We start from the raw sequence: 10,087 nt of genomic DNA on the forward strand, positions 1-10,087 counted from the left end.
CCAGGACGTGGTCGCGGGTGTAGTCGGAATTGGCGATCACCAGGTCGCCGCGGGTCATCACGGCGTTGTACCAGCGCTTCAGGTTGGACTGGGCCTTGTAGACCCCGTGGTAGGTGGCCACGAACGGGGTGCCGGTGGTCCGGGCGGCCCACAGGGCGGCGAAGGCCGGGGCGCGGCTGCGGGCGTGGACCAGGCTCACCTTCTCGCTGCGGATCAGGTCGACCAGCCGGGCGGCGTTGCCCAGCATGACCAGCGGATTCTTGGACTGGACCGGCATCTGGGCCATGCGGCCGCCGTCCGCCTCGAGCCGGGCGGCCATGCGACCGCCCCGGGTGGCGACCAGCGCCTTGCCGCCGGCGCGGACCACGGCTTGGGCCACGTCGATGGTGGTCTGCTCGGCCCCGCCGGTTTCGAGCTCGGGGACGACCTGCAGCAGGGTGAAGTCCGGGGGCAAGGTCACGGGTGCTTGCATAAACGACCCACGGATGAGGTAAAGCGGGGCGATGCAGGAAGACGCGGGATTCCTCGATCGACCGGACGGCGAGCGGCTGGCCTGGCGCCGGGTGGCGGGCTCTGGCCCGACCTTCGTCTGGCTGGGCGGCTTCCGGTCGGACATGGCTGGATCCAAGGCGCAGGCCCTGGCCGAATGGGCCGCCGCGACCGGCCGGGCCTATGTGCGCTTCGACTATTTCGGCCATGGGGAATCGAGCGGCGCCTTCGAACGCGGGACCATCACCCGCTGGCGCGAGGACGCCCTGGCCGTGCTGGACGCCCTGACCGAGGGCCCGCTGGTCCTGGTCGGCTCGTCCATGGGCGGCTGGATCTCGTGCCTGGCGGCCGTGGTCCGCGCCGACCGCATCGCCGGCCTGGTGCTGATCGCGCCGGCCGCCGACTTCACCAGCGCGCTGATGGCCCCGGAAATGACCGCCGCCGATCGCCAGGCCCTGGAGGCGACAGGCGTCTGGCTGCGCCCGTCCGACTATGGCGATCCCTATCCGATCAGCCGCAGCCTGCTGGAGGACGGCGCCCGATGGACCATCCTGCCGGGGCCGGTCCCGGTCACCGCCCCGGTGCGCATCCTGCAGGGCGGCGCCGATCCGGACGTGCCCTGGCCCCACGCCCTGGCGCTCGCCCAGGCCCTGGCCAGCGAGGATCTGGTCTTCAGCCTGATCAAGGACGGCGACCATCGGCTGTCGCGACCCCAGGACCTGGCCCGACTGATCGCCGCGGCCGAGGAACTGGCGCGGGGCTGAGCATGGCGAGCCGCCGAGTTGTGACAGCGTTGTCCCACTCTCAAGGGTCGTCAATCTGCCGAATTAACCTCAAATTGGTGACAGTAATCGGGAATGCGCGACCGTCTTTTGCTGGGTGAAAACAACGCACCCGCGCTAGAATTATCGCCTCGTTATCGAATCGAGCGCGAAACTGACCCCGGAAAACTGATGAACAATTCAACGGGATCAGACGCGGGGATCGGCGAGGCGCCGCAGGCCAGACCGGCCTCGCGGCTGCCCTATGGCATGACCGGCGAAGAGCCGGTGTTCGAACGCGTTTCGGCCCTGACCTCGGCGCTGTTCGGCCGGGTCTATGTCAGCATCGTCATCGTCTCGCCGGGCGCCGTCTGGCGCAGCATCGACCCCGAGGGTCGATTGATCCTTGGCACGCCGTTCGCTGATCCGGTCACCGCCTCCGGCCGATCCATGTGGCTGGAGGACGTGCGCCTTGATCCCGGCCTGGGCGACCACCCCTTGGTCAGCGGCCCGCCCTATGTCCGGTTCGCCGCCGCTGCTCCGATCCAGTTGGCGAACGGTGCGGTGCAGGGCGCCCTGGCCATCACGGGTCCGGAAACCCGGGCGCTCGACCCCCTGCTGCTGGCCAATCTGGAGCGGCTTGCGGCGATGATCGCCGATGAATGTGATCGCGCCCGCACCGCCCAGCAACTCCGCGCCCAGGAAGCCGCTGTCCGCCAGGATCGACTTGTCCAGGCGGTGTTCTCCCGCGCGGCGCCGGCCTCGATCGTCATGACCGACCGGAACCTGCGGGTGCTGAACGCCAGCCAGCGGTTCCTCGACGCCATCCCCATGTCCCTCGACGAGGCCGTTGGCCGCAGCATCGAGGACCTGGTCCCCACCTATCACGCGCGGTTCGCCAGCTTCCTGGACCGCTGCCTGGCCGGCGAATCGATCGTCGCTGAGCGGGTCTGCGTGCCCACCCGCCGGGGCGGCGTGGTCTGGCTCAGGGCGGAGCTCACCCCCTGGCTGGAGGCTGATGGCGAGATCGGCGGCCTGATCAGCGCCACCAGCAACATCACCGACCTGGTCGAGGCCCTGGAGCGCTCGGAGCGCTCGGAGCAGCGGCTCAGCCTGGCCGCCTCGATCGCGGACCTTCACGTCTGGGAACTGGACTATGTCCACCGCACCCTGACCGAGGCCGGCGCCCCCCAGACCCTGTTCGGCCGCAGCTTCACCTTCGACGAACTGGTCGCCGACACCAACATCACCATCGACCCGCGCGACCGCGCCCGGATCGAGGACGAGTGGTCGCAGGCGGTGATTGAGGACCGTCCCTATTTCCCCGAGTACCGGGTGGCGCGCGACGACGGCCGGGAGGTCTGGGCCGCTTGCACCGTCAAGCTGGTGAAGAACGAGGAGGGCGACCCGATCCGGCTGGTCGGGGCCATGCTGAACATCACCGACCGCAAGCTGGCCGAGACCGCGCTGCTGCAGGCCAAGGAAGAGGCCGAAGCCGCCAACCGCGCCAAGTCGACCTTCCTGGCCACCATGAGCCACGAGATCCGCACCCCGCTGAACGGGGTGCTCGGCATGGCCCAGGTCATGGCCGCCGACGCCCTGTCGCCAGCCCAGCGCGAGCGGCTGCAGGTGATCCGCCAGTCCGGGGAGAGCCTGCTGGCCATCCTCAATGACGTGCTGGACCTCTCCAAGATCGAGGCCGGCAAGCTGGAGCTCGAGGAGATCGAGTTCGACCTCGACGAGATCGCCCGCGGCGCCCATGCCGCCTTCCTGGCGGTCGCCGAAGGCAAGGGCCTGGCCTTCGACCTCGTCATCGATCCGGAGGCCCAGGGCCAGTACCAGGGCGACGCCACCCGCCTGAAGCAGGTGCTGTACAATCTCATTTCCAACGGCCTGAAATTCACCGAGCGCGGCCAGGTGGCCGTGCGGCTCGCCCGGGCCGAGGGCGCTCTGACCCTCACCGTGACCGACACCGGCGTCGGCATCGCGCCGGAGCGATTGGCGATGCTGTTCGACAAGTTCGAGCAAGGCGATATCTCGACCACGCGGCGCTATGGCGGCACCGGCCTGGGATTGTCCATCTGCCGCGAGCTCGCCCAGCTGATGGGGGGCGAGATCGCAGCCGAAAGCACCCTGGGCGCGGGCGCCTGTTTCACCGTGCGCCTGCCGCTGCCCTATCTCGGCCGTTCGGACCCGGCGGCCTGGGCCGAGCCGGCCGTGGCTGAGACGGAGGACCTGCCGCCGCTGCGCATCCTGGCGGCCGAGGACAACCCCGTGAACCGGCTGGTGCTTGGCGCCATGTTGCAGCAGGCCGGGCTGGTCCCGGTGATGGTCGGCGACGGAGCCGAGGCCGTGGACCTGTGGCGGCGCGAGTCCTGGGACCTGATCCTGATGGACGTCCAGATGCCGGGCATGGACGGCCCGACCGCCACGCGCCTGATCCGCGCCGAGGAGGCGGCGGGCGGCCGCACTCGCACCCCGATCATCGCCCTGACCGCCAACGCCATGTCGCACCAGGTGTCGGAATATCTGCAGGCGGGCATGGACGACTTCGTCGCCAAGCCGATGGAGGTGGCCCTGCTGTTCCGGGCCATCGAGCGGGTGTTGGACGCCGCCGAGTCGCAGGATCGCGCCTGCGCCTGATCAGCCGCCGGCCGCCAGGATCGCCGCCAGGCCTTCGCGATAGCTGGGATAGGCGGGCCGCCAGCCGAGCTCGCCCTTGGCGCGGGCGTTGGAGACCCGCTTGGTCTCGGCGTAGAATCGCCGGGCCTGGGGTCGCAACGCCTCCAGGTCCAGGGGCTCCTCCGGCGGAACCGGCAGGTTCAGGAGCCGGGCGGCATAGGCCACGACTTCGCTGTTGGGCGCCGGTTCGTCATCGCACAGATTGTAGATCCCGCCCGGGCGTGGCCGGGCGATGGAGGCGGCCAGGCCGGCGGCCAGGTCGTCCACATGGATGCGGCTGAACACCTGGCCCGGCGCCGCCACCCGCCGCGCGCGGCCGTCGCGGGCGCGGTCCAGGGTCGAGCGGCCAGGGCCATAGATGCCGGGCAGGCGGTGGACGGTGATGGTCAGGCCCATGCCGCGGGCGACATCCAGCCAGTCACGTTCGGCGCCGACGCGGCGCGCGCCCTCGACCGATTGGGCGGCCAGGCGGCTGTCCTCGAACACCCAGCGCCCGCCTCGGTCGCCATAGACCCCGGTGGTGGAGAGGTAGCCGATCCAGTCCGGAAAGGCCCCGGTCCGCGCCAGGGCTGGAACCAGGACGGGCAGGGCGGGACAGCCGTCCGGCCTGGGCGGGGCGGTGATCAGTATGGCCTGTGCCCCGGCGATCGCCGCGTCGAGGGCGGCTAGATCATCAAGCGGGACCGCCGCCACGCCCTGAGCGGTCAGGCGGGCCGGATCAGCCCCTGGCCGCAGGGAGGCCGAGACCTCCCAGCCCAGCGGCGCCAGGCGCCGATGCAGGGCCTGGCCGCTGAACCCATGGCCGAAGACGAAGAGCTTCACATGCGCCTCCGCCGGTTCGGCCGCTAGAGCAGGCCCTGAATCGCCGCCCGCGCCGCGCCGCCCAGGTCAGGGTGGGCGAGGGCGAAGGCGATATTGGCGCGCAGCAGGCCGATCTTGTCGCCGCAGTCATAGGTGACGCCGTCATATTCCAGGGCGTGGAAGCTCTGCAGCTTCATCAGCTCGGCCATGGAATCGGTCAGCTGGATCTCGCCGCCCGCGCCCCGGCCCTGGGTCTCCAGCAGCTCGAAGATCTCGGGCTGCAGGATGTAGCGGCCGGAGATGAACAGGTTCGAGGGCTCGGTCCCCAGCGGCGGCTTCTCGACCATGCCGGTCATGCGGTTCAGCCGGCCTTCGCGACCGTCCAGGGCCACGATGCCATATTTGTGGGTCTCGCCCTCGGGGGCCGGCTCGACGGCGATGATGTTGCCGCCGACCTGCTCATAGGCGGCCACGCACTGGGCCAGGGCCGGAGGGCCGGCCATCATCAGCATGTCGGGCAGCATGACCGCGAAGGGCTCGTCGCCGATGATGTCGCGGGCGCACCAGACCGCGTGGCCGAGGCCCAGGGGGGCCATCTGGCGCACGAAACTCATGGCGCCGGGCTTGGGCAGGTCACGGCGAACCTCGGCCAGGATTTCGTCCTTGCCCTTGGCGGCCAGCGCACCCTCGATCTCCGGATTGGAGTCGAAATATTCCTCGATGGCGCCCTGGCCACGGCCGGTGATGAAGACGATGTGCTCGATGCCGGCGGCGCGCGCCTCCTCGACCACATAGGACAGGATCGGACGATCGAAGACGTTCAGCATGTTCTTCGGCGTGGTCTTGGCGCCCGGCAGAACTCGGGTCCCCAGGCCAGCCACCGGCAGCACAGCTTTGCGTACGCGCTTCGTCATTCGGCCCTCCAGGATCACTCCTGCCTAGAGGAGCCCGAATGGGAAATCCATCGGGCAGGTGTGACGTTCCAAAAAAGAGCGGCCGGATACCCGCGCCAAGTCCTGATTGGCGTGCGATCCCGCCGCGAGAGCCTGACCGCAGGGCGCCTATTCGACGGTGACCGACTTGGCCAGGTTGCGCGGCTGATCCACGTCCGCGCCCTTATGGACAGCCACGTGATAGGCCAGGAGCTGGATCGGAACCGACATCACCAGGGCCGAGATCAGCGGGTCGGAGGAGGGGGCCGTCACCACCACCTTGGCCCCGGCCGGGGCGTGGCGGGCGCCGTCCGGGTCGGTGATGAAGATCACCTGGCCGCCCCGGGCCATGACCTCGCTCATGTTCGAAGCCGACTTCTCGAACCAGCTGTCGAAGGGCGCCAGGATGATGATCGGGGTCAGGTCGTCGACCAGGGCGATGGGGCCGTGCTTCAGCTCGCCGGCGGCATAACCCTCGGCGTGGATATAGCTGATCTCCTTGAGCTTCAGCGCCCCCTCCAGGGCCAGGGCCGACATCGGGCCACGGCCGAGATAGAGCACGTCGCGGGCCTTGGAGACCTCGGCAGCGATGTCCTTGATGGCGTCTTCCAGGCCGATGGCTTCCGCCAGCAGGCGCGGCGCGCCCAGCAGCACCTTGACCAGCCGCTCTTCCTCCGTGGCGTCGATGCGGCCGCGCGCCTTGGCGGCGGCGATGGCCAGGGCGATCATCACGCTGACCTGGGCCGTGAAGGCCTTGGTCGAGGCGACCCCGATCTCCGGGCCGCAATGGATCGGCCAGACCACGTCGACTTCGCGGGCGATGGTCGATTCCGTGGCGTTGACGATGGCGGCGCTCTTCATGCCCCGCTCCTGGCAATAGCGCAGGGCGGCCAGGGTGTCGGCGGTCTCGCCCGACTGGGACATGGCGATCACCAGGGAGCCGGCCCGGATCGAGGGGGTGCGATAGCGGAATTCCGAGGCGATCTCGACGTCCACCGGCAGGTCGGCCAGCTGCTCGATCAGGTAGCGACCGATCATGCCGGCGATATAGGAGGTGCCGCAGGCGACGATCTGGATGCGCTCGATCGCCGCAAAGTCGAGATCACCCGGCACGGCGACGCGGGTGGTGATCGGATCGACATAGGCCGCGATGGTCCGCTGGCAGCCCTCCGGCTGGTCGTGGATCTCCTTCTCCATGAAGTGGCGGTAGTTGCCCTTCTCCATCAGCACGGCCGAGGCCGGCACGATCTTGATCGGCCGGTCGGCCGGCGCGCCGCTTTGATCGAAGATCTGGGCGTTGTCGTGGGTCAAGAGGGCGTAGTCGCCGTCCTGCAGATAGGCGATGCGGTTGGTGAAGGGGCCGAGCGCCAGGCCGTCTGAGCCGACATACATTTCGCCGTCGCCATAGCCGAGCGCCAGGGGCGGGCCGTTGCGGGCGGCCAGGATCACCTCGTCCTCGCCGCCGATCAGGATGCAGAGGGCGAAAGCGCCGCGCAGCCGGTCGAGGGTGGCCTTGAAGGCCTCCAGCGGGGTCAGGCCGGTGGCCAGTTCGGCGTCCAGCAGATGGGCCACGACCTCGGTGTCGGTGTCGCTCTGGAAGACGCGGCCGGCGGCGATCAGCTCGGCCTTCAGCTCGGCGAAGTTCTCGATGATGCCATTGTGGACGACGGCGACGCGGCCGACGATATGGGGGTGGGCGTTGCGCTCGGTCGGGGCGCCGTGGGTGGCCCAGCGTGTGTGGCCGATGCCGGTGGTGGCGATCAGCGGGTCATGCTCCAGCAGAGCCTCCAGCTCGCGCAGCTTGCCCGGCGCGCGGCGGCGCTCCAGCCTGCCATTGACCTGGGCCGCGATGCCGGCCGAATCGTAGCCCCGGTATTCCAGGCGCTTCAGGCTTTCGATCAGTCGCCCTTGAACGGGCGCGGTTCCCACGATGCCGATGATGCCGCACATATGCCGCAGTCCTTTTGTCCAAGCGTGAAGCCGCGATATGCTTCGAATGCGCGTCGCCTTTAGCATTCGAAAACATGGCGTCGACTAAATCTGGGTTTCGGATCGTTTCCACGCGCCGACGCCCACCTCCGAAGAGACCCCTTCATGAGCAAACGCGCCTATTTTGGGACCGACGGCATCCGCGGTCAGGCAAACACCCACCCCATGACGGCGGAGGTGGCGCTGCGCGTCGGTCTGGCTGCCGGCAAGCTGTTCATGTCCCAGGATGATCGCCGCCACATGGTGGTGATCGGCAAGGACACCCGGCTGTCCGGCTACATGGTCGAGCCGGCCCTGGTGGCGGGATTCGCCAGCGTCGGCATGGACGTGCGCCTGCTGGGCCCGATGCCGACCCCGGGGGTGGCCATGATGACCCGGTCCCTGCGCGCCGACCTGGGGGTCATGATCTCGGCCTCGCACAACGCCTTCACCGACAATGGCATCAAGCTGTTCGGCCCCGACGGCTACAAGCTCTCCGACGCCCGAGAGCTGGAGATCGAGGCCCTGATGGACCAGAGCCTGAGCGAGGGCCTGGCCGGCCCGACCCGGCTCGGCCGCGTGTCCCGGGTCGACGATTCCCAGGCCCGCTATGTGGAGATCGCCAAGGCCACCTTCCCGCGCCGGCTCAGCCTGGCCGGCCTGCGGGTGGTGATCGATTGCGCCCATGGCGCCGCCTACAAGGTCGCCCCGGTGGTGCTCTATGAACTGGGCGCCGAGGTCATCAAGATCGGCGTCGATCCCAACGGCACCAACATCAACGAGGAATGCGGCTCCACCCATCCCGAGGCCATGGTCCGGGCGGTGAAGGAATATCGCGCCGATATCGGCATCGCCCTGGACGGGGACGCCGACCGGCTGGTGATCTGCGACGAAAAGGGCCACGTGGTCGACGGCGACCAGATCATGGCCCTGATCGCCGACGACTGGGTCAAGCGCGACCGGCTGACCGGCGGCGGCGTGGTCGCCACCGTCATGTCCAATCTGGGCCTGGAGCGCTTCCTGCAGGCGCGCGACCTGACGCTTGAGCGGACCGCCGTGGGCGATCGCGCGGTGATGGTGCGGATGCGGGAAGGCGGTTTCAACCTGGGCGGCGAGCAGTCGGGCCACATGATCCTGTCGGACTTCTCCACCACGGGCGACGGCCTGCTGGCCGCCCTGCAGGTGCTGGCGGTGCTCAAGCAGACCGACAAGCCGATGAGCATGCTGGCCCACCAGTTCGAGCCGGTGCCGCAACTGCTGGAGAATGTGCGCTTCGGCTCTGGCAAGCCGTTGGAGGCCGCCCCGGTGATCGCGATGATCGCCGACGCCGAACAGCGGCTGAACGGTTCCGGCCGCATCGTGGTCCGCGCCTCCGGCACCGAACCCCTGATCCGCATCATGGCCGAGGGCGATGACGCCAAGCTGGTCTCCCAGGTGGTCAAGGATATCGCCGGCGCCGTGAAAAAGGCCGCCGCCTGATCCCATGCCGCAGCCGCTTTGAGTGGCTTGCCCCAGCGCGCCCGCGCGTTCCCCCGGCCCGTTTTGGGGCCCCGGGAACCTTTGTCGCACTTGCAAATCGGAGGATTCGTGTCAGCCTGTTCATGTTCCTCCCGCTCGACCGGGTGGAATGAACAAAAACTGGGAGAGAAACATGTCACGCAGAGCCGCATTTGCGGGTATGGCGCGGGAACCGGCCAAGGGCGTCAGTTCGGTCGCTTGTCTCGCTTTCGTCGCCGTCCTGGCCCTGGCCTTCTGGGCCGGCGCTCTGTGGTTCGGCTCTCTGCTGATCCAGCTGTTCTCAGCCTGAAGTCCACCTCAGATCGCGCCTAGAGCCCTTCCCAGTTCGGTTGACTCAACCAAGCTGGAAAACAAATGCTCTAGCCGCTATTCGGCGCGCCCCTGCTTGCGGCCGATCGAGGTGTATTTGAAGCCCTTCGAGGTCACGTCCTCGGGCTTGTAGATGTTGCGCAGGTCCACCAGGACCGGGGTCTTCATGGCCGCCTTGAGGCGGTCGAAGTCCAGCGCCCGGAATTGATCCCATTCGGTGATGATCACCAGCACGTCGGCGCCCTGCGCCGCGTCATAGGCGTCGGTCTTGAAGGCCACGTCCTTCAGCAGATGCTGGGCCTCGTGGGTCCCTTCCGGGTCATAGGCCTGCACCGTCGCGCCCTGGGCCTGCAGGGCCGGGATGATGTCGAGCGCCGGGGCGTCGCGCATGTCGTCGGTGTTGGGCTTGAAGGTCAGGCCCAGCACGCCCACCGTCTTGCCGGCCAGATCACCGGCGACCGCGCCCGCGACCTTGCCGGCCATGGCCTTCTTGCGCGCGTCATTGACCTGGACCGTGGTCTCGATCAGCCGGGTCGGCGCGCCATAGTCCTGGGCGGTCTTGACCAGCGCCAATGTGTCCTTCGGGAAGCAGGAGCCGCCGTATCCAGGCCCGGCGTTGAGGAACTT

General features: G+C 68.7%; 9 protein-coding genes. 4 read left to right on the forward strand and 5 right to left on the reverse strand.

Annotated elements, in window-relative coordinates:
• Nucleotides 1-460, reverse strand: a 460-nt coding sequence (locus tag Q7P21_RS16335; RefSeq protein ID WP_304177934.1) for a glycosyltransferase, incomplete at its 3' end; no start/stop codon positions are given.
• Between the two features lie 43 nt (nucleotides 461-503).
• Here Q7P21_RS16335 and Q7P21_RS16340 point away from each other — a divergent pair.
• Together Q7P21_RS16340 and Q7P21_RS16345 are read left to right on the forward strand one after the other, a co-directional pair.
• Nucleotides 504-1,253 (forward strand): alpha/beta fold hydrolase, encoded by a 750-nt coding sequence (locus Q7P21_RS16340; RefSeq protein WP_304165010.1) that lies wholly within the window; start codon nucleotides 504-506, stop codon nucleotides 1,251-1,253.
• 189 nt (nucleotides 1,254-1,442) lie between these two features.
• Nucleotides 1,443-3,893 carry an ATP-binding protein gene (locus Q7P21_RS16345; protein ID WP_304165013.1) on the forward strand — a complete coding sequence of 817 codons (2,451 nt, stop codon included), beginning with the start codon at nucleotides 1,443-1,445 and terminating at the stop codon, nucleotides 3,891-3,893.
• On the opposite strand, the gene Q7P21_RS16350 is transcribed toward Q7P21_RS16345, so the two are convergent.
• From Q7P21_RS16350 to glmS, 3 genes are all read right to left on the reverse strand, one after another.
• Nucleotides 3,894-4,754: an SDR family NAD(P)-dependent oxidoreductase gene (locus Q7P21_RS16350; RefSeq protein WP_304177935.1), complete on the reverse strand. Its 861-nt coding sequence runs from the start codon at nucleotides 4,752-4,754 to the stop codon at nucleotides 3,894-3,896. It lies immediately after the preceding gene.
• Nucleotides 4,755-4,777: 23 nt separating this feature from the next.
• Complete coding sequence (locus Q7P21_RS16355; RefSeq protein WP_304165018.1) at nucleotides 4,778-5,647, reverse strand: UTP--glucose-1-phosphate uridylyltransferase; 870 nt, start codon at nucleotides 5,645-5,647, stop codon at nucleotides 4,778-4,780.
• A gap of 147 nt (nucleotides 5,648-5,794) precedes the next feature.
• A complete protein-coding gene (gene glmS, locus Q7P21_RS16360; RefSeq protein WP_304177936.1) occupies nucleotides 5,795-7,615 on the reverse strand; it encodes a glutamine--fructose-6-phosphate transaminase (isomerizing) in 1,821 nt (606 codons plus the stop codon).
• 144 nt (nucleotides 7,616-7,759) lie between these two features.
• Here glmS and glmM point away from each other — a divergent pair, with 144 nt between their 5' ends.
• Nucleotides 7,760-9,112 (forward strand): phosphoglucosamine mutase, encoded by a 1,353-nt coding sequence (gene glmM / locus Q7P21_RS16365; RefSeq protein WP_304165023.1) that lies wholly within the window; start codon nucleotides 7,760-7,762, stop codon nucleotides 9,110-9,112.
• Between the two features lie 172 nt (nucleotides 9,113-9,284).
• On the forward strand, nucleotides 9,285-9,440 hold the full coding sequence (locus Q7P21_RS16370) for a hypothetical protein (protein ID WP_304165026.1): 156 nt from the start codon (nucleotides 9,285-9,287) through the stop codon (nucleotides 9,438-9,440).
• A gap of 77 nt (nucleotides 9,441-9,517) precedes the next feature.
• Here Q7P21_RS16370 and Q7P21_RS16375 read toward each other — a convergent pair.
• The coding region (locus tag Q7P21_RS16375; protein ID WP_304177938.1) for a UDP binding domain-containing protein at nucleotides 9,518-10,087 on the reverse strand (570 nt) is incomplete at its 5' end.

Origin of the sequence: Phenylobacterium aquaticum, from assembly GCF_947378715.1 — a bacterium.
GTDB lineage: Bacteria > Pseudomonadota > Alphaproteobacteria > Caulobacterales > Caulobacteraceae > Phenylobacterium > Phenylobacterium aquaticum_A.

Bases quoted from the DNA above. Each gene is read 5' to 3' on its own strand.
- Q7P21_RS16340 (WP_304165010.1), top strand. From the start codon at position 504: ATGCAGGAAGACGCGGGATTCCTCGATCGACCGGACGGCGAGCGGCTG.
- Q7P21_RS16345 (WP_304165013.1), top strand. From the start codon at position 1,443: ATGAACAATTCAACGGGATCAGACGCGGGGATCGGCGAGGCGCCGCAG.
- Q7P21_RS16355 (WP_304165018.1), bottom strand. From the start codon at position 5,647: ATGACGAAGCGCGTACGCAAAGCTGTGCTGCCGGTGGCTGGCCTGGGG.
- glmS (WP_304177936.1), bottom strand. From the start codon at position 7,615: ATGTGCGGCATCATCGGCATCGTGGGAACCGCGCCCGTTCAAGGGCGA.
- glmM (WP_304165023.1), top strand. From the start codon at position 7,760: ATGAGCAAACGCGCCTATTTTGGGACCGACGGCATCCGCGGTCAGGCA.
- Q7P21_RS16370 (WP_304165026.1), top strand. From the start codon at position 9,285: ATGTCACGCAGAGCCGCATTTGCGGGTATGGCGCGGGAACCGGCCAAG.